This window comes from Aeromonas sp. ASNIH1, assembly GCF_002934285.1.
Lineage (GTDB): Bacteria > Pseudomonadota > Gammaproteobacteria > Enterobacterales > Aeromonadaceae > Aeromonas > Aeromonas caviae.
In genome coordinates, this window is the sequence record NZ_CP026228.1 from 3467758 (window position 1) to 3492298 (window position 24541).

The window sequence follows — 24541 nt, forward strand, 5'->3', positions numbered from 1 at the left end:
GGGTGAGAAAGGCCAAAATCGGGGTCACAGGAGCGGGTGGGGGCGGCAAGCAGGTGTGGTGAGAAGCAAGGGTGCCATTTGCCGAAAATATCGTTTCTTGGCTGAGGGTTGATATAACGCGCTGTCATGGCACCCGGCGATGTTAATGGTGGCCACTCTCCCTTAACAACCCGATATGTTGAATTTTGTCGATACATTAGCGGAACTAACTAAAAAGCCCCGGTAAGGGTGAGATTATTTGATTGGAGAAGGGAAAAGCCATGGTGTAAATTTACGCTCAGTTTGGGGGCTGGCCCCTTGTGGCTCGTATTGGTTCTGGATGGCGCCTATGGCAGCAATAGACTTCTCTTTATACCTGAAATTTTTCGTCGGCCTGTTTGCGATCATCAACCCGCTGGGTCTGTTGCCGGTCTTTGTGAGCCTGACGGGCCACATGTCGCCGGAGGAGCGACGCAAGACCAACACCACCGCCCACATTGCCGTGATGATCATCCTGATGGTCTCCATGTGCATGGGACAGCTCATCCTCGACAGTTTCGGCATCTCCCTGGCGTCGTTTCGCATTGCCGGTGGCTCTCTCATCACCCTGATCGCCTGGTCCATGCTGCAGGGCAAGCTGGGGGAGGTGAAGCACAACAAGCAGGAGAAGGGTGAACTGGCTGCGCGTGAATCTATTGCCGTGGTGCCCCTGGCTCTGCCGCTGATGGCCGGACCCGGTGCCATCTCCTCTTCCATCGTCTATGCCAGCCAGAAGACCCTGCCCCAGATGGCCGGCATGTTCGTGGTGGTGGTGGCGTTTGCCTGCTGCTCCTGGCTCATCTTCCGTGCCGCTCCCCTGCTGTTCAAGCTGATGGGCAACACCGGCATCAACGTGGTGACCCGTATCATGGGTCTCATCATGATGTCCCTTGGCATCGAGATCATCGTGGCGGGCATCAAGGGAGTCTTCCCCGGTCTGGTGTGAGCCAGGTCCGTTTTTGTCGGAGCCGGTCCTTGTGACCGGCTTTTTATTGTTTCTTTTTTGTTGGTCATTTCCTAGAATCGAGCGGCCTTGTACGAAAAATGACCGCTGCGGGATATTTAAATGCTGAATAAATGGTTTTAAGTTGTTTTTTTGACCATGAAAGCGGCCTGTTCCTGATGATATCTATTGCATTATCAGAATTGTCAGGGAATTATGCGGGCAGCGAGGTGTTTGTCTCGTGGATAACAAATGCATGGAATGTTCTTGTTGGAGTATGGAAATGACTCATAGAAAAACAATTATTAATACCCTTTTATTGACTGCACTTTTCGGTGGCGCCACCCTGGCTCACGCCGCCGATGTCCCCGCCGGTACCAAGCTTGCTCCCGAGCAAACCCTGGTGAAAGGCAATGGTTCCGAACCCGCCACCCTGGATCCCCAGAAAGTGGAAGGTACCCCCGAATCCAACGTATTGCGTGACCTGTTCGAAGGTCTCGTCTCCTCCGGCCCCAAGGGTGAGACCCTGCCCGGCGTCGCCGAGTCCTGGGAAACCAAGGACAACAAACATTACGTGTTCCACCTGCGCAAGGATGCCAAGTGGTCCAACGGGGATCCCGTCACCGCTCATGACTTCGTCTTTGCCTTCCAGCGCGCGGTGGATCCCAAGACGGCCTCTCCCTACTCCTGGTACATGGAGATCCCGACCATCATCAATGCCTCCGACATCATCGCGGGCAAGAAGCCGGCCGACACTCTGGGTGTGAAGGCGGTGGACGATCATACCTTCGAGGTGCAGCTGGAGAAGGCGGTGCCTTACTTCGTCAGCATGCTCTCCCACACCACCACCTATCCGGTCCCGAAGAAGGTGATCGAGAAGTTCGGTGACAAGTGGACCCAGCCCGGCAACATGGTATCCAACGGCGCCTACGTGCTGAAGGACTGGGTGGTCAACGAGCGCGTCGACGTCGAGCGCAACCCCAACTACTGGAACAACGGCAAGACCGTCATCAACAAGGTGACCTACCTGCCCATCCAGTCCACCAACGCCGAGCTGAACCGCTATCTGGCTGGCGAAGTGGATCTGACCTACAACATGCCCATCGAACGCTTCAAGCAGATGAAGAAAGAGCTGCCGGACGAAGTAAAGGTCAGCGGCTATGTGGGCACCTACTACTACCAGTACAACTTCAAGCACAAGCCGTTTGACGACGTGCGGGTGCGTACCGCCCTATCCTATGCCATCGATCGCAACGTGATCGCCGACAAGGTGATGGGCAAGGGCGAAACCCCGGGCTACACGCTCGTGCCTGACTTTGTAGATGGCTTCAAGCCGGTGGCGCCGGCCTGGTCCAAGCTGACCCAGGCAGAGCGCGATGCCAAGGCGAAAGAGCTGCTGACCGAAGCCGGTTACGGCCCGGGCAAGCCGCTCAAGTTCGAGCTGCTTTACAACACCGACGACAACCACAAAAAGGTGGCCGTGGCCGTCGCCTCCATGTGGAAGAAGCTCGGCGTGCAGGTGAGCCTGGTGAACCAGGAGTGGAAGACCTACCTGGAGACCAAGAAGCAGGGTAACTTCGACGTGGGCCGCGCCGGCTGGATTGCGGACTACAACGAAGCCTCCTCCATGCTGGATCTGATGCAGACCACCCACGGCAACAACGACGGCAAATACTCCAACCCGACGTTCGACAAGCTGATGAGCGAGTCCCGCAACCAGGTGGATGCCGAGGCGCGCAACAAGCTCTATGTCCAGGCCGAAGAGATCCTGGCCAAGGACATGCCGATCGCCCCCATCTATCAGTACGTGACCTCCCGCATGGTCAAGCCCTACGTGGGCGGCTACCCGACCAACCCGCTGGACAACATCTACAGCAAAGACATGTACATCGTTGCTCACTGAGTAAAGAAACAAGTCGCATAACAAGCAGGGCCCGCCAGACGGCGGGCCTTTATTACAACCGCGACCCTTTGGAAGCAGTACAGGACAGGAAATGTCTATGTTGAAATTCATCCTTAAACGTCTACTGGAAGCGATCCCGACTCTGCTGGTCTTGATCACCGTCTCCTTCTTCATGATGCGCTTCGCCCCGGGTAACCCCTTCACCAGCGAACGCGCCCTGCCGCCGGAAGTCCTGGCCAACATCGAAGCCAAATATGGCCTGGACAAGCCCATCGGCATGCAATACCTCACTTACCTCGGCAACCTGGTCCAGGGGGATCTGGGGCCCTCCTTCAAATACAAGGACTTCACCGTCAATGATCTGGTGAGCCAGGCCCTGCCTGTCTCCGCCAAGATAGGCTCGGTCGCCTTCCTGCTGGCAGTGACCCTGGGGGTCACCTTCGGCACCATTGCGGCCCTGAAACAGAACACCCTCATCGACTACCTGTTGATGTCGTCGGCCATGGCCGGGGTGGTGATACCCGGCTTCGTGCTGGCACCGCTGCTGGTGCTCTTCTTCAGTATCTATCTGGGCTGGTTCCCGGCGGGAGGCTGGCAGGGGGGCGGCGCCCAGTTCATGGTACTGCCGGTGTTCGGCATGATGATGTACTACATCTCCGCCATCTCCCGCATCATGCGCGGCAGCATGATCGAGACCATGAACTCCAACTTCATCCGTACCGCCCGCGCCAAGGGGCTGCCCCTGCGTCACATCATCCTCAAGCACGCGCTGCGCCCGGCCATGCTGCCGGTGGTCTCCTACCTGGGACCGGCGTTCGTCGGCATCATCACCGGCTCCGTGGTCATCGAGACCATCTTCGGCCTGCCGGGGATCGGCCAGCTGTTCGTGAACGGTGCGCTGAACCGTGATTACTCCATGGTGCTCGGCCTGACCATTCTGGTCGGGGCGCTGACCATCACCTTTAACGCCGTGGTCGATATTCTCTATGCCGTCATCGATCCCAAGATCCGTTACTAAGCCGGGAGTTCATCATGGTAGTCACAACTGAAAAGCGCGAAGCCGTCGAGGCGTTCGCCCAGAAAGTGGAAGTGGTGGAAGGACGCTCCCTGTGGAAGGATGCCCGTCGCCGTTTCCTGCGCAACAAGGCGGCCCTGACCAGCCTCATCATCCTGACCATCATCGGTCTGGCGGTGATCGTGGGGCCCCACCTGTCCCAGTACACGTTCGATGACCCGGACTGGGGGGCCATGCAGAGTGCCCCGGACATGGAGACCGGCCACTGGTTCGGCACCGACAGCCTGGGGCGCGACCTGTTCGTGCGTACCCTGCTCGGCGGACGCATCTCCCTGATGGTCGGCATCATGGGGGCCCTGGTGGCCGTCATCATCGGCACCCTCTACGGCGCCGCGTCCGGCTTCATCGGCGGCCGGGTCGATAGCCTGATGATGCGGGTGCTTGAGATCCTCAACGCCTTCCCCTTCATGTTCTTCGTGATCATGCTGGTGACCTTCTTCGGTCGCAACCTGGCCCTCATCTTCCTCGCCATCGGGGCGGTGAGCTGGCTCGACATGGCGCGGATCGTGCGCGGCCAGACCCTGAGTCTCAAGAGCAAGGAGTTCATCGAGGCGGCCCACGTCTGCGGCGTCTCCAAGTGGAAGATCATCACCCGTCATATCGTGCCCAACGTGCTCGGCATAGTGGCGGTTTACGCCACCCTGCTGGTGCCGGGGATGATCATGTTCGAATCCTTCCTGAGCTTCCTGGGTCTGGGCGTGCAAGAGCCCATGACCAGCTGGGGCGCCCTGCTGGATGAAGGCTCCAAGTCGATGGAAGTGGCCATCTGGCAACTCCTGTTCCCCGCCGGTTTCATGGTGGTGACCCTGTTCTGCTTCAACTTCCTCGGGGATGGTCTGCGTGATGCCCTGGATCCCAAGGATCGCTGATACCCAGGGACCGGCAAGACGCCAAGGGGCCATCAGACCCGTTCAGGGAACGCACCGCGTTCACCACGGGCAGGCCCCCATCACGACAGCGCGATAAGGAGTACTGAGATGAAATTACTGGATGTGAAAGATCTGCGGGTCGAGTTCAAGACCCCGGACGGCAATGTGGTGGCCGTCAACGACCTCAACTTTTCTCTTTCTGCCGGCGAAACCCTGGGGATCGTCGGGGAGTCAGGCTCAGGCAAGTCCCAGACTGCCTTTGCCATCATGGGGCTGCTCGCCAAGAACGGTGTCATCACCGGCTCGGCCAAATTTCAGGGGGACGAGATCCTGAATCTGCCGGAGCACAAGCTCAACAAGATCCGCTCCGAGAAGATCGCCATGATCTTCCAGGACCCCATGACCTCCCTGAACCCCTACATGAAGGTGAAGGATCAGCTGATGGAAGTGCTGATGCTGCACAAGGGGATGACCAAGGCTGCCGCCTTCGAGGAGTCGGTGCGCATGCTGGACGCGGTGAAGATCCCCGAGTCGCGCAAGCGGATGAACATGTACCCCCACGAGTTCTCCGGCGGCATGCGTCAGCGGGTGATGATCGCCATGGCGCTCCTGTGCCGGCCGCAGCTGCTCATCGCCGACGAGCCGACCACGGCGCTGGACGTGACGGTACAGGCCCAGATCATGACCCTGATGAACGAGCTCAAGCGCGAGTTCAACACCGCCATCATCATGATCACCCACGATCTTGGCGTCGTGGCCGGCATCTGCGACAAGGTGCTGGTGATGTACGCAGGCCGGACCATGGAGTACGGCCGGGTCAACGATATCTTCTATCGCCCTAGCCACCCCTATACCGAAGGCTTGCTGCGCGCCATTCCCCGCCTCGACACCGAAGGGGAAGAGCTGCCCACCATTCCGGGCAATCCGCCCAACCTGCTGCGTTTGCCCACCGGCTGCCCCTTCCAGGAGCGTTGCCACCGGGTGAGCGAGATTTGTGGCCAGCAGTCTCCGATCCTGACACCGTTCAACGACGGCCGGGAGCGGGCGTGCCACTGGGTATCGGATGCCATGATCAAGGGAGTGAACTAAATGGGTACTGACAAGAAACTGCTGCTGGAAGTGTCCGACCTCAAGGTTCACTTCCATATCAAGAGTGACAAGGCCTGGCCCTGGGCCAAGCCCTCCGCCCTGAAGGCGGTGGACGGGGTGACCCTGCGCCTCTACGAAGGGGAGACCCTGGGCGTCGTGGGGGAGTCCGGTTGCGGCAAATCCACTTTCGCCCGTGCCCTCATCGGCCTGGTACCGGCCACCGACGGCAAGGTTGTGTGGCTTGGGCAGGACTTGACCAAGCTCGAGCAGAACGCCCTGCGGGAGAAGCGCAAGGAGATCCAGATGATCTTCCAGGACCCGCTGGCCTCCCTGAACCCCCGCATGACCATAGGGGACATCATCGCCGAGCCCCTCATCACCTTCTACCCGACCCAGCCAAGGGAAGAGGTGAAGGAGAAGGTGCGCGCCATGATGACCAAGGTGGGTCTGTTGCCGAACCTGGTGAACCGCTACCCCCACGAGTTCTCCGGTGGTCAGTGCCAGCGCATCGGCATCGCCCGGGCGCTCATCCTCGAGCCCAAGATGATCATCTGTGACGAGCCGGTCTCGGCGCTGGATGTCTCCATCCAGGCCCAGGTGGTGAACCTGCTGAAATCCCTGCAAAAGGAGATGGGGCTCTCCCTCATCTTCATCGCCCACGACCTCTCCGTGGTGAAGCACATCTCGGATCGGGTGCTGGTGATGTACCTGGGCAACGCGGTGGAACTCGGCACCGGCAAGGAGATCTTCGCGAACCCCTTGCACCCCTATACCAAGGCGCTGATGTCGGCAGTGCCCATCCCGGATCCGGACGTGGAGCGCAGCAAGGTCATTCAGATCCTGGAAGGGGACTTGCCATCCCCCATGAATCCGCCCTCCGGCTGCGTGTTCCGCACCCGCTGCCCGGTGGCAGGCCCGGAGTGCGCCAAGACCCGGCCACAGCTCGAGGGCAACTTCGACCACGCGGTCTCCTGTCTCAAGGTGGATCCGCTCTGAGAACCTGTTAACGATCTTGCTGCGAGGCCGTGATCAAGGCTCATGCGCTGTTCGGAATCCTCATGTATTCATATACATTCCGGTTCCTGCGCTGCTCTTTACCTTGTTGACGACCTCTCGCGACAGCTCGTAAACAGGTTTTAAGGAGAACCGTATCGAGAAGGGCGCGTGCTGGCGCCCTTTTTATTGCATGGGGGATAAGATGCCTCTTGGCGCCAGCGGTTGTCGCTGCTACTATCCGCCGCACAAGGGGAGTAACTTCTCGCCGGTTTGTCGTCATTACGGTGCACCCATATCCTGCAGTGCACCCGGCAGCCGGGCAGTTGACGCAAGTCGGCTGTAAGTGAGACCTTGCCGAGAGGCAAGGTGTATCTGCTCCAAACGCGAACCCACTGCCTCCCGGCCGTGGGTTTTGTCGTTTTGGGAGAAGTGAAAATGGGTGAATGGTGGATGTGGACCGGTTTCTTTAGCATAGTGCTGGTCCTGTTGTGGATTGATATCCGCTTTGTCGGTGGCGGCAAGGCGCACAAGGTGTCGCTGAAAGAGGCGGGCATCTGGTCTCTCATCTGGGTCAGCGTGGCGCTCCTGTTCAACCTGGCCATCTGGCTCTGGCTGGATCACAGTGCCGGGCGCGAAATCGCGAACCAGAAGGGGCTGGAGTTTCTCACCGGCTACCTCATCGAAAAGGCACTGGCGGTGGACAACGTCTTCGTCTGGCTGATGCTGTTCGGCTACTTCGCCATCCCGGCGGAGCTGCAGCGCCGGGTCCTGCTCTACGGGGTGCTGGGGGCCATCGTGATGCGCGCCGGCATGGTGTTCGCGGGCAGCTGGCTCATCGAGCAGTTCCACTGGATCCTCTACCTGTTCGGGGCCTTCTTGCTGCTGACCGGTGCCAAGATGCTGTGGGCGGCCGACAAGGAGCCGGATCTCGAGAACAATGCCCTGCTCGGCTGGATGCGTCGTCGCTTCAAGGTGACCGAGACGCTGGAGGGGGAGAAGTTCTTCGTCTGGCGTGACGGTGTGCGCTACGCGACCCCGCTGCTGCTCATCCTGGTGCTGGTGGAGGTGAGCGACCTCATCTTCGCGGTGGACAGTATCCCGGCCATCTTCGCGGTGACCACGGATCCCTTCATCGTGCTCACCTCCAACATCTTCGCCATCATGGGGCTGCGCGCCATGTACTTCCTGCTGGCCGGGGTGGCCGATCGTTTCGCCCTGCTCAAATACGGCCTGGCGCTGATCCTGATGTTCATCGGGGTCAAGATGTTGCTGCTCGATATCTTCAAGATACCGACCGGCATCGCCCTTGGCGTGGTGGCGCTGATCCTGCTGGCCTCCATGGGGCTGAGTCTGCTGATGACCCGCAAAAAGGCGGCGTGAACGGTGCAGTAAAAAGGGCTCCCTCGGGAGCCCTTTTTCATGTCAGTAATTTGCTTAGCGCTTGATCTTCTTGGGGTTGGTGTAGCCCCAGACGGTGTACATGTCCGCCAAGAGGGCACCGTTGTACTCCTCCAGATCAGATTGTTTCACCTCGGCATCACCCTGGCGTCCGAACAGGACCACCTCGTCACCGGGTTTGATCCCCTTGATGTCGGTGACGTCCACCATGGTGGTGTTCATGGAAGTCTTGCCCACGACGGGGGCCTTCTGGCCATGGATCAGCACATAGGCCTTGTTGCTCATGGCGCGGCGGTAGCCGTCGGAGTAGCCCATCGGCAGGTTGGCCAGCAGGGAGTCGCGCTTGAGGGTGAAGGTGCGGTCATAGCCGACGGTGTTGCCCGCCGGGTAGTGGTTGACGGAGGCGACCTGGGTCTTGAACGCCATCACCTTCTTGTACTCGGTGTAGGAGGGAATGGTGTCGCCATAGATGATGCCGCCCGGGCGCACCATGTCAAAGTAGGCTTCCGGCACTTCCAGGGTGGCGAAGGAGTTGGCGGCGTGGATGGTGAGCTTGCTGCGATCCAGCTTGCCGGCGTCGATGAGCCACTGGTAGTCCAGCTTGAACTGGGCCAGCCCCAGCTTGACGTCCTCTTTCTCCTCTACCGGGAAGTGGGTCATGATGCCGACCGGGGTGATCCCCTTGAGCTTGAGCATGGCCAGGGCATCGGCCTTGGCATCGTCCTGGCGCAGATCGATGCCGTTGCGGCTCATGCCGGCGGAGTTCAGGCCGATGTGCACCGGGATGTTGGTGTGATGGCGCTGGGCGATGTCGGCGATCCCCTTGGCGCTCTCCAGGCTGCCGATGAGCTCCTCCAGCTTGTAGGGCAGGGCCTGCTCCACTTCATCCGGGGTGGCGGCCCGCACCCGCATCAGGCGACCTTCGAAGCCCTTCTCGCGAGCAACACGTGCTTCTTCGTTGCTGGCGATGCCGATGCAAGGGATGCCTGCCTTGACCACGGAAGGGACCAGCAGGTCGATGCCGTGACCGTAGGCGTCCGCCTTCATGATGGCGCAGATCTGCGGGCCCTTGTCACCGAGGCGATTCTTCAGGGTCTGGATGTTGTGCTCGAAGGCACCGAGATCCACTTCCAGCCAGGCGTTGGCGGCGGTCTGTTCCTGACCGTTGCGGTGGTCGTCGGCGAGCGGCAGATAGGGGGCGGCGACCGCCTGGCCGGCCAGCAGGCCAAAAATCAGGGTCGCGAGCAGTGTTTTCTTGTGCATGGGGCAAGTCCTTTCTTATTGTCTTGAGTTGAGGCTGGGCTCATCGCTGAGGCGAGCTGCGGCAGGGCTGGTCATAGCATGTTGCTATGCTAATGATATGTTTCACTTTTTACCCAGATGCCGACGCTGCGAGTGTATCGCAATGGCGTCAATCGTGGCACGTGTTGCAGGAAGAAAATATGAAGCTGACGTTGCGGATTCCACCGCTGCTGCTGTTCGTCGTCATCGTGCTCGCCATGTGGCTGGGGCGGGGCGATGGGAGGGCAGCGCCCCTGTGGCTGGTGCTGGTCGCCACGCTGTGGCTGGCGGGAGCCCTGCTGGGAGGCGGTGCGCTTCTGCATTTCTGGCAGCAGCGCACCACCGTGCACCCCCAGCGGCTGGAGAGCAGCCGGGTGCTGGTGACTCGGGGCGTCTATCGCATCAGCCGCAATCCCATGTACCTGGGGCTGCTCTGCTGGACCCTGGCGCTGGCGTGCTATCTGGGAGGCATGGCAGTGTGGCTCGGGCCGCTGCTGCTCTGGGGCTGGCTTACCCGCTTCCAGATCCTGGCAGAGGAGCAGGCGCTGCGGCGGCAATTCGGCGATGCCTATGACGACTATTGCCGGCAGGTCAGGCGCTGGTGTTGAGGCGCGGCGTGCCCATCAGGCATATGACAACGGCCCGCATAGGCGGGCCGTTGTCATGGGGGTCAGGGGATCACGCCTTGGCGGTGTCCACCTCGCCGAGGGGAGCGGTCTCCCCCAGGCTGTCTTCGCTCTTGGCTACCACGCTCGCGGCGATGGCGTTGCCCAGCACGTTGGTGGCGGAGCGCCCCATGTCGAGGAAGTGGTCGATACCGAGCAGCAGCAGGATGCCCGCTTCCGGGATGTGGAACTGGTTGAGGGTGGCGGCAATCACCACCAGGGAGGCGCGGGGCACCCCAGCCATTCCCTTGGAAGTAACCATCAGCAGCAGCAGCATGGTGATCTGCTGGGCCGTGGAGAGCTCGATGCCATAGGCCTGGGCGATGAACATCACCGCGAAGGTGCAGTACATCATGGAGCCGTCCAGGTTGAAGGAGTAGCCCATGGGGAGCACGAAGCTGGCGATGCGCTTGTCACAGCCAAATTTCTCCAGCCTGTCCAGGGTCTTGGGGTAGGCGGCCTCGGAGCTGGCGGTGGAGAAGGCCAGCAGGATGGGTTCGCGGATGAGGGCGAGCAGGGTCAGGATGCGGCGGCGGATGAAGAGGCTGCCCATGGCGATGAGCAGCAGCCAGAGGCAGCCGAGCGCCAGATAGAACTGGGCCATGAAGGTGCCATAGGTGGCGAGGATGCCGAGCCCCTCCTTGGCGACCATGGCGGCGATGGCGCCAAACACCGCGAACGGGGCGAAGTTCATCACGTAGCCGGTCACCTTGAGCATGATCTCGGCGCCGCTGGCCATCAGCTTGACCACGGGCTTGGCGTCGTCCCCCAGGGCGGCGGCGGCCAGCCCGAAGAAGAGGGAGAAGACCACGATCTGCAGGATCTCGTTGGTGGCCATCGCCTCGACCACGCTTTTCGGGATGGCGTGGGTCACGAAATCCTTGAGGGAGATGGCGGTGGCAACCACGCCTGAGCTGGTGCCGTCATCGGGCAGGGAGAGGGAGAGCCCCACCCCAGGTTGCATCAGGTGGACCATGACCAGCCCCAGGGTCAGGGACATCAGGGAGGCGAGCATGAACCAGCCCAGGGTCTTGACGCCGATGCGGCCCACGGTGCGGGTGTCGCCCATCTTAGCGATACCGACCACGAGCGTGGTGAACACCAGGGGGGCGATGATCATCTTGATGAGGCGCAGGAAGATGTCGGTCAGCAGGGTGATGTCATCGGCAAAGCCTGCGGCCTGTGCGGGCGCGAGCAGGCGATAACCCTGCCCGGTCACGATGCCAAGCAACATCGCAATGAGGATGGCAACGGTCAACTTGTTCATTTTCATGGGGGAGTTCCGGTTTCGATAGGTGCAATGCCTGTGCAGGCGGCGAGGGACCGCCTCAGTCCTTTTTTGTGATCCGGGCGGTGGAATCCAGACAGCCGGTGTGCTGGAGCATGCCTAATCGCGAAGGGGAAATCCAGTGACTTGTTTCGGAGTTTTGTGTTGTTGTTAGCTGCATTTGATATGTATCTTGTGATTTATTTGTATTAATCGCTGTTTATTTTAATTTTTGCGAGATAAACGGCTTCCATGCTCTGCGCGTCCCGGGGGCTGGCCTCCAGGGTGAAGACGAGCAGGGCCGAGGTGCGGTGTTCCACCTGCATGTCGTCCATGAAGGTGTCTGGCTCGTACTCGTCGAACCCGAATTGGGGGCGGGTCGGGGTGACCCTGACGGCATCCCGCGACAGGGTCAGCGTCTCGACCTGAATCCAGGGGTATCCCTTTGCCTGTGCCACCTCACCGGCCCGCTTGAGCACGTATTTGCGCGCCGTTTCCCTGTCCACCAGATCGTTGCCCACAAACTCCAGTTGCCAGCGGGCCGGGCCAAGCTGGGTCTGTGAAAAACCGGTCTGGCCATTCCAGAACGATTTTTCACTGTCATAGGCGGTGGCGCAGCCCGCGAGCTGGCCGACCAGCAGGGCGCTGAGGGCAAGGGTGCAGAAAGTACGAAGGGAAGACAACATGATGCGGGCCGCTTGGCAAAGGGGGTTTTACTACAGCACAAAGGGATCGGAGAGACAATCGCGGTGGAAGACCATAAAAGAAAAGGCCTTGTCGTCTGACAAGGCCTTTCTCGGGGAATTTGGTCGGTGTGAGAGGATTCGAACCTCCGACCCTCTACACCCCATGCAGATGCGCTACCTGGCTGCGCTACACACCGACGGAGTCAGCTCGGCTGACGGGGAGGGAGTTTATGGAGATGCCCCGACCCTGTCAACAGGGGAAATTCAGGTTCGAGATCGTTTGCCTGCTTTGCGAGCAACTTCGGATCAAAGTGCGACCAGTGGTGCATTTTGTCGGCACCTCACCGCTGTCTTGCAGGAAAAACGGCCACCCGGAGGTGGCCGTTTGGCGTGATGCTCTCAAGCCGAGATCAGCGGTTGAAGGTGAGACGCTTGCCCAATACCTTGTCGGTGACTTGGCCGTTCTGCCAGGCTATTTGCCCGTTGACCAGGGTCATCTCAAGCAGGGCGCGCTGGAAGCGGTCATCATCCAGATCAGCGGTTGAAGGTGAGTCGCTTGCCCAATACCTTGTCGGTGACTTGGCCGTTCTGCCAGGCTATTTGTCCGTTCACCAGGGTCATCTCGATGGTGCTCTGGAAGCGGTAGCCGTTGAACGGGGACCAGCCGCACAGGTAGAGCAGGTTGCTGTCGGTGACCACGTAGGGCTTGCCGAGATCCAGCAGCACCAGGTCGGCGAAGTAACCTTCCCGGATGTAGCCGCGATCCTGCACCTGGAAGCGCTCGGCCACCGCGTGGGAGGTCTTCTTGACGATGGTTTCCAGCGAGAAGACGCCGTTGTGGTAGAGCTCCAGCAGCGCCTGCAGGGAGTGCTGCACCAGGGGCACGCCGGAGGGCGCCTTGAAGTAGCTGTTCTGCTTCTCTTCCCAGGTGTGGGGAGCGTGGTCGGTGGCGATGATGTCGAGCACGTCGTTGCGTACCGCATCCAGCAGGGCGTGCTGGTCGGCAGCGCTCTTCACCGCCGGGTTGCACTTGATCTGGCTGCCCAGGGTGTCGTAGTCCGCCTCGTTGAAGAAGAGGTGGTGGACGCACACTTCGGCGGTGATGTTCTTGTCCTTGAGATCCTTCAGATCCGGGGTGGCGGTAAAGAGTGAGAGCTCTTTCGCCGTGGTCAGGTGCAGCACGTGCAGCTTGGCGCCGTACTGCTTGGCCAGGGAGACCGCCATGCTGGAGGATTTGTAGCAGGCGTCCGCGCTGCGGATGCGGCCGTGCTCGCGCATGGGCACGTCTTCGCCCCACTTGGCGCGAGCTTCGTCTTCCAGCACCTTGATGGACGGGGTGTCCTCGCAGTGGGTGACGATCATCACCGGGCTCTCGCGGAAGATGGCTGCCAGGGTCTCCTGGTTGTCCACCAGCATGTTGCCGGTGGAGGCCCCCATGAAGATCTTGATGCCGCAGGACTGCTTGGGATCGAGCTTCTTGATCTCTTCCAGGTTGTCGTTGGTGGCACCCAGGTAGAAGCTGTAGTTGGCGGCGGCGGAGTTGGCGGCGATCTGGTATTTGGCTTCGAGGGCTTCGATGGTGGTGGTCTGGGGATTGACGTTGGGCATTTCCATGAAGCTGGTGGTGCCACCGGCCACGGCGGCCCGGGATTCACTGGCGATGGTTCCCTTGTGGGTCAGGCCGGGTTCCCGGAAGTGGACCTGATCATCGATCATCCCGGGGATGAGATGACGGCCCGTTGCATCGATCACCACGGCATCGGGGGCACTGATGTCCGGGGCGACGCGGGCGATCCGCTCACCCTCGATCAGGACGTCGGAGGCATAGATGCGGCCTTCGTTGACCAGGGTGGCATTCTTGATAAGCAATTTGTTCATGGGGGAGTCCGGTTCCTTTGTCAGTGATCGCGGGTCATAATAGCGCAAACCGCCCTTTCTCTGTAGCAAGGCCTGAGTAATGAAGTTATTTGTTAGAGATTTGACTGTGATCGATTCCAGCTATTTATGCGAGCGCCGCGGCATGGTGGGCGAGAGCTGGCTGGTGGACATCGAGATGAGCGGCGAGCTCAACGAGATGAGCATGTTGCTGGACTTCGGTCGGGTGAAGAAGCTCATCAAGTCGATCATCGATGAAGAGGTGGATCACAAGCTGCTGGTGCCGACGGAATGTCCCCTGGTCCATGTCCACGCGCTGGACAACGACGAGAGTACCGTGGATCTGCTGCGTCCGGGTCGCGCCATCCACCTGCGCTGCCCGACCCAAGGGTTTGCCTTCATTCCCGCCCCCCAGGTGGATAAAGAGTCGGTGACCCGCTATCTGCTGGGGGTACTGGCCAAGCGTCTGCCCGGCAACATCAAGGATCTCTCCCTGACGTTGCGTTCGGAGCGCATCGAGGGCGCCTTCTACCACTACAGCCACGGCCTCAAGAAGCACGACGGCAACTGCCAGCGCATCGCCCACGGCCACCGCTCTCCCGTCGAGATCCTGGTGGATGGAGAGCGTGACGAGGAGCTGGAGTTCAACTGGGCCGAGCGCTGGGCCGACATCTACCTGGGCACCGAAGAGGACAGAGTGGCCCTTGGCGAACTCGCCCTGAGCAAGCGGGCCGAGGCGTCACTGAAAGAAGGGGACGCTCACTACATCGGCTTCAAGTACGTGGCGCCCCAGGGGCTGTTCCAGCTCGCCATGCCGGCGGTGGAGGTGGAGATGATCGACACCGACACTACCATCGAGCTGCTGGCCCACTACATCGCCCGCGAGGTGAAGAAGCAGGTAGGGGACAAGTTCGTCAAGATTGTCGCCTATGAAGGGGTCGGCAAGGGCGCCATCGCCTACGCCTGAGCCAGGTTCTTCGCTGCCATGAAAAGGCCCCGCCAATGCGGGGCCTTGTCGTATCGGGTCGTGGCCATCAGGCACTGAGGCGGAAGCGCTGGACCAGCCCCTCCTGCTGCTCGGCAAGGGAGTCGAGCTGCTTGCTGGTCTCGGCGACCCGCTCTATGCCCTGATAGTTGAGATCCGAGATGTCGGAGATGCGGTTGAGGTTGGTGGCGATGTCGGCGCTGGTGGCCTGCTGCTGCTCGGCGGCGGAGGCTATCTGGCTGGACATGTCGCTGATGAGCACCACGATGCCCTGTACCTCTTCCATGGCGTTGTTGGCCTGGGAGCTCTGATCCACGCAACTGTCCATCTCGCGGGAGCACTCCTGCATCACGTTGACTGCCCGGGCGACGCCTTGCTGCAGGTTCTCGATCATGGTCTGGATTTCGCTGGTGGACTGGGCGGTGCGGCCAGCCAGGTTGCGCACCTCGTCGGCCACCACCGCAAACCCGCGTCCCTGCTCGCCGGCGCGGGCCGCCTCGATGGCGGCGTTGAGGGCCAGCAGGTTGGTCTGCTCGGCGATGCCGCGGATGACGTCGAGGATGTTGCCAATCTGGCCGCTCATGGCGCTCACGTCGCCAATCACCTTGCCGGTCTGCTGCAGCTTGCCCGCGAGCTGGTGGGTGGTGGTGATGTTGCCTGCCATCACTTTGCGCCCCATCTCGGAGGCTTTCTCCACATCCTGCACCCGCTCCAGGGTCTGGTTGGCGGCCTGGGCCACCTCCCGCACCGAGGCCTCCATCTGGGTCATGGCGGCGGCGACCGAGGCGGTCTCCTGACGCTGTTTCTCCAGATCCGCCCGCACCGATTCGGTGGTGTGGCGGTTGTCGTGGGCGGCGCTGTTGAGCTGGGTCGACGCCTGGGAGAGCTGCTTGAGCACATCCCCCATCTGGTGGATCAGCAGGTTGATCTGGCTGGCGAGCTGGCCGAATTCGTTCTGGCTCTTGAAGCCGACGCGCTGGGTCATGTCACCCTGGGTCACCTCGGTCAGCACCCGCAGCAGCTCTTTCAGGGGGCGGCGGATGGCCTTGCCCAGGGTGAAGGCCACCAGGATGGCGACGAAGATGGCGATGGCGATGCTGATCCCCTGGGTCAGGGTACTCTGGGTCTGCACCCGATCGGAGGCCTGGATGCTGGCGTTCATCAGCTGCTGGCTCTGGGCGGTGATCCCCTCCAGCTTGTTCTGGATGCTGAGGATGAGCTGGCTAGCCTGCTTGCTCTGCTCGCGCATGGCCTGCTGCTGCTTCATCAGGGCCAGGTATTGGGAGAGCACGCCGTCATTGCCCGTGGTGTCGCGCACGAAGCCATGGACGTAGTGGCCCATGTTGTTGTCGAAGTCCTTGAGCTCCCCCTGGAGATCCTTGATGGTGCTGTTGAAGCCCTCGATCTGCATCTTGTTGCGCTTGAGCGCCGCCTCGATGGGGGCGGGGATGCTCTGGTTGAGGGCATCCATGGTGGAGAGCTCGATGGCGGATAGCTTGGTGGTCAGGGTCTCGGAGAGCATCTTGATGAAGCTGTCGTCGATGGTGACCATCATGTCCCCCAGGTTCTTCTTGAACTGGGGCAGGCTGACCTGGAACTGGCCCTTGGCCTGATTGACCTTGTGCAGCCGGGTGAGCAGGGCCTCGTGTTCGCCGGGCAGGGTCTGGGTCAGTTGCAGGTAGTCATCCACCAGCTTGACGAGGACTGTCATGTCCGCCTGCAATTGGGGATGCACCGCCACCTGCTGCTTGAGGCTGGCGACCATCTTGTCGACCTGGCCCTTGGCCTGTTGCAACTCGGCCACTTCCGCCGGCAGTTGCTTGAGATCCTGCTCGGTCAGCACGTCGGTGAGCCATTTGTTGGCGCTGAGCAGGCTTATCTGGGTCTGGCTGCTGGCGAGTACCAGCGGCATGGACTCCTGGGTCACCTGATCCAGGGCGCCGCTGAGTTCGCTCTGGCCGCGAAAGGTCAGTACCGCACTGGCGACCATGACGGCGACCAGGATGGCAAAGCCCAGATAGACTCTCTGTAGGATCGAGAGGTCTGACATTGTTTGTTTCATTATTGTCCCGCTGTCTGTGCAAAAGTCCCTTGCCTGAGTACCCCGTCCCTTTGATACCCTGCATGCCCCGAAGGGGATGCCGTTGTGGTTCGCGGGACGTCTCCTCGCTATCGGTATTCTTCACAATAACTGAAGCGATTGGGACAACGGCTGTGCCAAATGTCGGCTTGTGTCACACTTGGCGCGTTGCGGCGGCCTGTTTGGGAGCCGCTTGAGCTTTGTATTGAATTTTCTTTTTCCTATAAAGGAGTTACCCATGGCGCAAGAAACCATTTTCAGCAAAATCATCCGCAAGGAGATCCCCGCCGACATCCTTTATCAAGACGATCTGGTGACCGCGTTTCGCGACATCCAGCCCAAGGCTAAGACCCATATCCTGATCATTCCCAACGTGCTCATCCCCACCGTCAACGATGTGGAGCCGGATCACGAGCTGGCGCTGGGCCGGATGTTCACCGTGGCCCGCAAGCTCGCCAGCGACGCGGGCATCGCCGAGGACGGCTACCGCCTCATCATGAACTGCAACCGCCACGGCGGGCAGGAGGTCTATCACATCCACCTGCACCTGGTCGGTGGCGAGCCCCTGGGACCCCTGCTGAGCCTGTGATGCGCCTCGTCCCGTCGACCGGCCTGCTGTTGGCCGGTCTGCTGCTGGGAGGCTGTGCCTCCCAGTGGAAAGACATGTTCGTCTCCTACTCGGATCAGATGGTGCCTCTGCGCAACCAGCTGCTGCTGGGCCATGCCGCCGAAGCCCTGCCCGAGGTGCGCGAATCGACCCCGGGGGACGACACCTTCGTGCTCGACCAGCTGGAGAAGGGGCGCATCGCCTGGCTGGCGGGTCAGGACGGCCCCAGCAAGCAGGCCTTTGCCACCGCCGACAGCCGGCTTGCGTGGGAAGACAATCAGGCCGAGTACCGCCTGAGCCAGGGACTGGCCCAGGCGGGCAGCCTGCTCACCAACGATCAGACCCTGGCTTACCAGGCGCCCGATTACGAGCGCACCATGCTGCACCACTATCTGGCGCTCAACTACTTGCAGCGCGGGGATGCCGACGGCGCCCTGGTAGAGGTGCGCCGTGCCAACCAGGTGCAGGAGCAGGCCCTTAAACGGCGGGCCGACGAGGTGCGCAAGGCCGCGCAGGAGGGGGAGCAGGAGGACGAAGCCGGGGAGATGCGCCAGCTGATGTCGCGCGGCGCCCCCGAGCTCGATCGCCTGATAGGCCAGGTGAAAAACGGTTTCCAGAACGCCTACACCTTCTATTTCTCCGGCGTGCTCTACGAGGCGGCCGGGGATCTCAACGATGCCTGGGTCGATTACCAGCGCGGCTACCAGATAGCGCCGGACAACCAGAGCCTGCAGGATGCCTTGCTGCGCCTGGCCCGGCTTCGCGGCTCTCCCGAGGAGCTCAAGGAGACCGAGCAACGGATGGGCCGCAAGGCGCCGCCCTTGGCCAAGGATCAGGGCCAGCTGGTGGTGCTGTTTGAAGATGGCCTCATCCCGGCGCGCCGTGAGCTCTTCCTACCGCTGCCCATCTCCACCTCCAGCGGCGATTTTCGTACCTTTACCGTGGCGGTGCCCTATTACGACAATCGGGCCAGCGACGGCGCCCCGCTCACCCTGTCGGTGGGCAAGGGGGTGGCGCAGACCAGCGAGCTGGTGAGGCTGGAGGCGTTGGCGGCCAAGGATCTGCAGGAGCGGCTGCCTGGCATGCTGACCCGGCAGGCCCTGCGGCTGGTGGCCAAGGAGCAGGTGCGGCGCACCGCCGCCAAGGAGGGGGGGGATGTGGGCAACATCCTGGTGGGGATCTTCAACACCCTCTCGGAGCGGGCGGATACCCGCAGCTGGCTGACGCTGCCCGCCAAGGCCTCGAGCTGGCAGGGGATGGTCCCGGCCGGGAACGTCACCCTGACCCTGGGGGCGGGCAGCGCCATGCGTACCCTGCCACTCAGCGTCCACGCCGGGCGCACCACCCTGGTGTGGGTACAGCGCCTGGGGAGCGGGCTCACGACCCGGGTGATGCCCCTCTAGGGGGAACCGGATATGGCAACTCAGATGAATGACCGGTCGGGCCGACGGCCACCGGCAAGGAGAGCAAGATGAAAGCACAAGGGTTGGCCCTGGGCCTGGTTCTGCTGCTGGCGGGCTGTGCCACCAATACTTCCGGCGTGGCGCTCTATGGCGCGGCCGGTGCGGCGGCGGTGGCCGAGCAGCATCAAAACGTCAACGTCACCCTGACCGAACTCAGCCGGCGCCAGCAGAACGGCCTGTTGCAGGTCAACGTGGCGGCGGCCAGCACCCAGCGTGGTGACAACAGGCTGCAATATCTCTTCTACTGGTATGACGACGCGGGGCAGGAGGTGGCCAGCGATGGCCGCGGCTGGACCCCCCTCAAGTTGCATGGCTACCAGACCCGCACCCTGTCCGCCCTGGCGCCGAGCCCGGCCGCCCGGGGTTACCGGATTTACGTTCGCGAAGTGATGGAGGAATCCTACTGATGAAAATGAATCATGCCCTGCTGATCCTGACCGGCGCCCTGCTGCTGGGCGGCTGCTCCAGCACCACCGTCAGCTATGGCGATCCCACCGAGACCGAGACGGTGACCGTCGATTACGGCTCCTCCGACTTGCAGGCCATCGCCGACAAGATGGCGGATTCCATGCTGGCGTCCCCGGCCACCAGCGAGATCACCGCCGGGGGCCGCCCGGTGATGTTCATGGACTCCATCCGCAACAAGACCTCGGAGCACATCGACACCGAGGCCATCACCGACACTATCCGCACCAAGCTGCTGCGCTCGGGCAAGTTCCGCTTCGTGGACATGAGCAAGGTGGCGGCGGTCAAGCAGCAGCTCGAATACCAGCAGGGCAGCGGCATGGTGGATCCCGCCACCATGGTGCGGCTCGGCAAGCAGACCGGTGCCCGCTACATGGTCTATGGCAACCTCGCCAGCATCGTCAAGGACAACGGCAAGGTGAAGGACGTCTACTACCAGATGACCATGAACCTGATGGATGTGGAGAACGGCGAACTGCTGTGGGCCGATCAGAAAGAGATCCGCAAACAGGCCAAGAAGTCCACCTTTGGCTGGTGAGGACCCGCGGGGGCAGGGGGATCTGGCGGAGCTGGCGCTCCTCGCCAGCCTGCCGGCGCCCTGGGATCAGGGGCGCCTTGAGCCGCTGGGCCAGGGCCTGACCAACGGCAACTACCGGCTCTGTCTCCCCACTGGCGAGCAGGCCTTCCTGCGCCGCGGTCATCCGGATCCGGTGCGCCTTGGCATCGACCGGGCCACCGAGTGGCAGCTCTACCAGGGGGCGGTGGGGCAGGGGCTGGCGTTGCCCTGTCATCACGGCGATCCCGCCACCGGCCTGATGCTGCTGGCGTGGTGCGACGAACCCAACTGGGCCGAGCAGGCGCCGCCTCTCGCCGCGCAGCCCCGCCTGATGGCGGATGTGCTGGTGCGGCTGCACCGCCTGCCGGTGCCGACCGTGGTGATGGCGGTGCGGGCCCACAGCGGCGGGTATCGGCAGCGTCTGGCCCATATCCCTCCCTGGCTGCCCGCCCTGGAGCGGGCCCTGCTCGCGAGCCGGGAGCCGGACGACTGCTGGCTCCCTTGCCATCACGATCTCAATCCGGCTAACTTGTTGGGGGCGCGGCCCTGGGTCATCGACTGGGAGTACGGCGCCGCCGGTCATCCTGGGTTCGAGGTCGCCAGCATTCAGCGCACCCACGGCTGGAGCGAAGAGCAGCGGTGCCAGTTGGAGAGCTGCTATCTTGAAGCCATGGACGGGGCAGCGACGGGGCTGGGGCCCCGGGGATTCCAGGCCGATGCCTTCCTGCCCTGGGTCGATTACATCGGCCTGCTGTGGGCGCTGCTGATGGCCGAACAGCAACCCGGGCCCGAGTATCAGGCCCTGATCGACATCAACCGCCAGCGCCTGGAGTGATGCCCGGCAACGGCCCGCGCGACGCGTGTATTCAATGAATGGGAGGCATGCATGGTGACCACATTCTCATGGCGTCAACCGCGTAGCTGGAGCCTGCTGCTGCTCTGCCTGCTGCTGACGGGTTGCGCCACCCGGGTGATCTACTACTGGCTCGACTCGGCCATCGTCTGGCAACTGGACGACTACTTCTCCCTGGACCGCAGCCAGAAGAAGCTGCTGGACCAGGAGGTGAAGGGGCTGATGGCCTGGCACCGGCAGCATGAGCTGCCCATCTATGCCCGGGATCTCGACGCCCTGGCCAAGGCGGTGGCCAGCCCCATGAGCCCTGCCCAGGTGACCCTGCATCTGGACAGAACCCAGGCGAGCCTGACCCGTACCCTGGAGAACGCCATTCCCCGCACGGTGCGCCTCGCCAAGACCCTGACCGACGAGCAGGTGGCTCGCTTCATGGCCGATCGGGTGACGCGCCAGCAGGAGCGTCAGCACGATTTTGCCACCCAGTCGAAGGCCGAGATGATCAAGGGCTTTCGGGAGAAGATGAACGAGCGCCTGGTGTTCTGGATTGGCAAGGTGAAGCCGGCCCAGGAGCCCCTCATCACGCAGTGGGCCGAGTGGCAATACGAGATGATGGCCCCCTGGCTCGACTTTCAGGAGGCCTGGACCAAGGAGCTGGATCGGCTGATGAAACAGCGCCAGAGCCCGGATTTCGGCCAGGAGCTGACCCGCTTGCTCCAGCAGGGGGACGGCCTGATGGATGGCCGCTTCACCGGCTACACGGACCAGTCCCGCCAGCGCACCATCCAGTGGCTGAGTGATCTCAGCCACTCCATGGATCTCTCCCAGCGGGCCCACCTCTACACCCTGCTCAAGGACTATGCCGAGGACTTCGAGGGCATGACCCGCAGCCGCTGAGGACGCGATGAGACAACACAAGGGCGGCGGGCCCCGGGCCTGCCGCCCTTGTTCTTGTGGGGCAGGCTGTGGTAGCTTGCCCTTTCTATTGTGTGGGAATTAACTTTTGAACCTGACCGACAACGTGAAACTGGCGGCGATGACCCTGCTCATCACCCTCGCACTGTTGTTCTCTACCCTCTCGGTGGAGGGGGTCAAGGTACCCGCGTTCCAGCCCTCGGCCCAGCAGGCCCACTCGCTGGCGGAGGGGGCGGCGCCTGCCGACGCAAGCCCGGCGGCCCACGGCGTCAGCGGCAGTGACGATGGCATCGTCAAGTTCGTCGGCTCCCACCAGAATCACCTGCTGCGCCTCGAGCACTCCCTGAGCCGCGATCATCAGCCCGGCAGCGTGGTCTACGAGCTGGTGATGAGCTGGTCCCAGCAGGCGATCCTGCTGCTGCTGTGCGGCCTGCTGTTCTATGCCGCCCTCTTCTACCCGGGGACGAGCTTTCGCGATCACTTCGCCGGCATTCACAGGCGCCGCCTGCAGCGCCGGCATCTGCAGTACCGCTTCGCCCAGAGCTTCCTCGCCTGACCCCGATGGGGTCAGCTTGCCACCTGTTGCCTCATCTTCTCTCTGTTGCTGTTCACTTTTAGTGAACGGCTAGGCTGTCTTGTTTCATTTTTTTGCACGGCGCGACCCCGGTGTCGCCCCTTGCCATCGCCTGACAGAGGCCGATTTCATGAGAAAAAAGAGTCATACCGTGTTGAACCGCATGAGCCTGTGGCAGTACGCCCTGTTGCTGCTGATGCTGGTCACGTTCGCGTTCTATTCCCTGCCCACCTTCTTCGGTGAGCAGCCCTCCCTCGGTCTGCACGGCCAGTCGCGCCTGAGCGACGCGCAGCGCACCCTGCTGGCCGAGAACCACATCGACCCCCTCAAGCAGATCGCCCAGGGTGGCCGGATAGCGCTGGTGTTCGCCAGCCAGGGGGAGCAGCAACTGGCCAAGCAGTTGCTGGAGCAGCAGGGGCTGGACAGCGCCGCCCTGACCCTGGAGTTCTACTCCAACGCCCCGGCCTGGATCAGCCGGCTCGGCGCCGATCCCATCAAGCTCGGGCTGGACCTGCGCGGTGGCTCCCAGCTGCTGATCGGGGTGGACGTGGATTTTGTCATCGACAACCAGACCAAGAACCTGGTGGATACCCTGCGCACCCGTTTTCGCGAGGCCAACCTGCGCGGCGCCAGCGTGATGCGCACCGCCCAGGGGAGCGTGGCCGTCACCCTGCCCGACGTGACGGGGCAGGAGGCCTGGCTCTCCATCATCAAGGAGAGTGCCGGTACCCGCCAGGATCAGTGGACACTGAGCCGTTCCGGCAATGCACTGACCCTGGTGCTGAGCGACGCCGAGCGCACCCTGCTGGTGAACAACGCCGTGACCCAGAACCTGTCGATCCTGAAAAAGCGGATCAACGAGCTCGGCATCGTCGAGGCCTCGGTGGTGCGTCAGGGGCAGGACGGCATCCGCATCGAGCTGCCGGGGGTGCACAACCCCAAGCAGGCGAAAGAGGTGATCGGCGCCACCGCGTCCCTGGCCTTCTATGAAGCCAAGGCCGACAGCCGCTTCTTCATGGCGGATCGCAGCGGCCAGGCAGTGGGGCTGGCCCGCCAGCCGGTGCTGAGCGGCGAGCACATCGTCGATGCCCGCGCCAACATGGGGGAGATGGGGCAGCCCCAGGTCAACATCGTGCTCGACACCCTGGGGGGGAGCAAGATGAACCAGTTCAGCCGCCAGCACGTGGGCAAGCCCATGGCCACCGTCTTCACCGAGTACAAGACCAACGCCGAAGGCAAGCTGCGCGCCCGAAGCGAGGTGATCAACGTCGCCACCATCCAGACCGCCCTTGGCAACCAGTTCCGCATCACCGGGATTGGCAGCCTGCCCGAGGCCCAGGAGCTTGCCATGCTGCTGCGGGCCGGGGCCCTCACCGCGCCGCTGAAGATCCTGGAGGAGCGCAGCATAGGCCCGACCCTGGGTCTGCAGAACATCGAGGCGGGCTTCACCGCCCTGGCGTTCGGCATGGCGGGCATGATGCTGTTCATGATGGCCTGGTATCGCAAGTTCGGCTGGGTCGCCATCACGGCGCTGGTTGCCAACCTGCTGATGCAGGTGGGCATGCTGGCGGTATTGCCGGGGGCCGTGCTGACCCTGCCGGGGATCGCCGGTCTGGTGCTCACCGTCGGCATGGCGGTGGATACCCATGTGCTGATTTTTGAGCGGATCAAGGACCGGCTGCGGGAAGGGGGGTCTTTGGCCAACGCCATCGACTTTGGTTATCGCTCGGCGTTTCGCACCATCTTCGATGCCAACATCACCACCCTCATCTGCGCCGTGGTGCTCTATGCCATCGGCTCCGGGCCGCTGCAGGGCTTCTCCATCACCCTGATCCTGGGGCTCATCTCCAGCATGGTGACCGGCATCTGGGGCACCCGCGCCATCATCAACCCCCTGTGGGGCAACAGCCGCGCCAAGCTGCTGAGGGTATGACCATGAACCGACTTCATCACCATGACGCCGCACCCGTGAGTCTGTATG

General features: G+C 62.1%; 23 protein-coding genes and 1 tRNA gene. 18 read left to right on the top strand and 6 right to left on the bottom strand.

The window, feature by feature from the left end:
- Positions 1–328: 328 nt before the first annotated feature.
- From C2U37_RS17050 to C2U37_RS17080, 7 genes are all read left to right on the top strand, one after another.
- Positions 329–964, top strand: a complete 636-nt coding sequence (locus tag C2U37_RS17050; RefSeq protein WP_010674328.1) for a YchE family NAAT transporter — start codon at positions 329–331, stop codon at positions 962–964.
- A 280-nt stretch (positions 965–1244) separates the two neighbouring features.
- On the top strand, positions 1245–2864 hold the full coding sequence (locus C2U37_RS17055) for an ABC transporter substrate-binding protein (RefSeq protein WP_104452769.1): 1620 nt from the start codon (positions 1245–1247) through the stop codon (positions 2862–2864).
- Between the two features lie 97 nt (positions 2865–2961).
- Entirely contained in the window at positions 2962–3882 is a 921-nt protein-coding gene (gene oppB, locus C2U37_RS17060; RefSeq protein WP_010674330.1) for an oligopeptide ABC transporter permease OppB, read from the top strand.
- Between the two features lie 14 nt (positions 3883–3896).
- The gene (gene oppC, locus C2U37_RS17065; RefSeq protein WP_010674331.1) at positions 3897–4808 is read left to right on the top strand and encodes an oligopeptide ABC transporter permease OppC; all 912 of its coding nucleotides are present in this window, start codon (positions 3897–3899) and stop codon (positions 4806–4808) included.
- Between the two features lie 108 nt (positions 4809–4916).
- The gene (locus C2U37_RS17070) at positions 4917–5897 is read left to right on the top strand and encodes an ABC transporter ATP-binding protein (RefSeq protein ID WP_039038983.1); all 981 of its coding nucleotides are present in this window, start codon (positions 4917–4919) and stop codon (positions 5895–5897) included.
- Entirely contained in the window at positions 5898–6893 is a 996-nt protein-coding gene (gene oppF / locus C2U37_RS17075; protein ID WP_104452770.1) for a murein tripeptide/oligopeptide ABC transporter ATP binding protein OppF, read from the top strand.
- 435 nt (positions 6894–7328) lie between these two features.
- On the top strand, positions 7329–8273 hold the full coding sequence (locus C2U37_RS17080) for a TerC family protein (protein WP_029314355.1): 945 nt from the start codon (positions 7329–7331) through the stop codon (positions 8271–8273).
- Positions 8274–8327: 54 nt separating this feature from the next.
- Here the strand turns inward: C2U37_RS17080 and alr are convergent, their stop codons facing one another.
- Positions 8328–9554 (bottom strand): alanine racemase, encoded by a 1227-nt coding sequence (gene alr / locus C2U37_RS17085; RefSeq protein ID WP_039038980.1) that lies wholly within the window; start codon positions 9552–9554, stop codon positions 8328–8330.
- Between the two features lie 179 nt (positions 9555–9733).
- Here alr and C2U37_RS17090 point away from each other — a divergent pair, with 179 nt between their 5' ends.
- Positions 9734–10180 carry a methyltransferase family protein gene (locus C2U37_RS17090; RefSeq protein ID WP_048207414.1) on the top strand — a complete coding sequence of 149 codons (447 nt, stop codon included), beginning with the start codon at positions 9734–9736 and terminating at the stop codon, positions 10178–10180.
- 70 nt (positions 10181–10250) lie between these two features.
- Here the strand turns inward: C2U37_RS17090 and C2U37_RS17095 are convergent, their stop codons facing one another.
- From C2U37_RS17095 to C2U37_RS17105, 3 genes are all read right to left on the bottom strand, one after another.
- Positions 10251–11510, bottom strand: coding sequence for a dicarboxylate/amino acid:cation symporter (locus C2U37_RS17095; protein WP_045525467.1), 1260 nt, complete (start codon positions 11508–11510; stop codon positions 10251–10253).
- A 203-nt stretch (positions 11511–11713) separates the two neighbouring features.
- Positions 11714–12190, bottom strand: a complete 477-nt coding sequence (locus C2U37_RS17100; RefSeq protein ID WP_042883138.1) for a CC0125/CC1285 family lipoprotein — start codon at positions 12188–12190, stop codon at positions 11714–11716.
- Between the two features lie 120 nt (positions 12191–12310).
- Positions 12311–12387 (bottom strand) — tRNA-Pro (locus C2U37_RS17105).
- Positions 12388–12420: 33 nt separating this feature from the next.
- Here C2U37_RS17105 and C2U37_RS17110 point away from each other — a divergent pair.
- Complete coding sequence (locus C2U37_RS17110) at positions 12421–12735, top strand: hypothetical protein (RefSeq protein ID WP_041212845.1); 315 nt, start codon at positions 12421–12423, stop codon at positions 12733–12735.
- Here the strand turns inward: C2U37_RS17110 and C2U37_RS17115 are convergent.
- Complete coding sequence (locus tag C2U37_RS17115) at positions 12725–14068, bottom strand: dihydroorotase (protein WP_041212846.1); 1344 nt, start codon at positions 14066–14068, stop codon at positions 12725–12727. The genes C2U37_RS17110 and C2U37_RS17115 overlap by 11 nt on opposite strands.
- Before the next feature lie 79 nt (positions 14069–14147).
- Here C2U37_RS17115 and C2U37_RS17120 point away from each other — a divergent pair, with 79 nt between their 5' ends.
- The gene (locus C2U37_RS17120; RefSeq protein ID WP_161648123.1) at positions 14148–15032 is read left to right on the top strand and encodes a 6-carboxytetrahydropterin synthase; all 885 of its coding nucleotides are present in this window, start codon (positions 14148–14150) and stop codon (positions 15030–15032) included.
- Positions 15033–15099: 67 nt separating this feature from the next.
- Here the strand turns inward: C2U37_RS17120 and C2U37_RS17125 are convergent, their stop codons facing one another.
- Positions 15100–17112, bottom strand: coding sequence for a methyl-accepting chemotaxis protein (locus C2U37_RS17125; RefSeq protein WP_041212848.1), 2013 nt, complete (start codon positions 17110–17112; stop codon positions 15100–15102).
- A 256-nt stretch (positions 17113–17368) separates the two neighbouring features.
- Here C2U37_RS17125 and hinT point away from each other — a divergent pair, with 256 nt between their 5' ends.
- From hinT to secD, 8 genes are all read left to right on the top strand, one after another.
- On the top strand, positions 17369–17719 hold the full coding sequence (gene hinT, locus C2U37_RS17130; RefSeq protein WP_010674343.1) for a purine nucleoside phosphoramidase: 351 nt from the start codon (positions 17369–17371) through the stop codon (positions 17717–17719).
- Positions 17719–19140 carry a COG3014 family protein gene (locus tag C2U37_RS17135; protein WP_041212849.1) on the top strand — a complete coding sequence of 474 codons (1422 nt, stop codon included), beginning with the start codon at positions 17719–17721 and terminating at the stop codon, positions 19138–19140. Before hinT ends, C2U37_RS17135 begins: the two co-directional genes overlap by 1 nt.
- Positions 19141–19208: 68 nt before the next feature.
- Complete coding sequence (locus C2U37_RS17140) at positions 19209–19607, top strand: YcfL family protein (RefSeq protein ID WP_041212850.1); 399 nt, start codon at positions 19209–19211, stop codon at positions 19605–19607.
- Positions 19607–20203, top strand: coding sequence for a penicillin-binding protein activator LpoB (gene lpoB, locus C2U37_RS17145; RefSeq protein ID WP_010674346.1), 597 nt, complete (start codon positions 19607–19609; stop codon positions 20201–20203). Before C2U37_RS17140 ends, lpoB begins: the two co-directional genes overlap by 1 nt.
- Complete coding sequence (locus tag C2U37_RS17150) at positions 20193–21056, top strand: phosphotransferase (RefSeq protein WP_041212851.1); 864 nt, start codon at positions 20193–20195, stop codon at positions 21054–21056. Before lpoB ends, C2U37_RS17150 begins: the two co-directional genes overlap by 11 nt.
- Before the next feature lie 51 nt (positions 21057–21107).
- The gene (locus tag C2U37_RS17155) at positions 21108–21968 is read left to right on the top strand and encodes a DUF6279 family lipoprotein (RefSeq protein ID WP_039038970.1); all 861 of its coding nucleotides are present in this window, start codon (positions 21108–21110) and stop codon (positions 21966–21968) included.
- 106 nt (positions 21969–22074) lie between these two features.
- On the top strand, positions 22075–22542 hold the full coding sequence (locus tag C2U37_RS17160) for a hypothetical protein (RefSeq protein ID WP_041212852.1): 468 nt from the start codon (positions 22075–22077) through the stop codon (positions 22540–22542).
- A 148-nt stretch (positions 22543–22690) separates the two neighbouring features.
- Positions 22691–24493, top strand: a complete 1803-nt coding sequence (secD, locus tag C2U37_RS17165; protein ID WP_041212853.1) for a protein translocase subunit SecD — start codon at positions 22691–22693, stop codon at positions 24491–24493.
- The last annotated feature ends 48 nt before the right edge of the window (positions 24494–24541 follow it).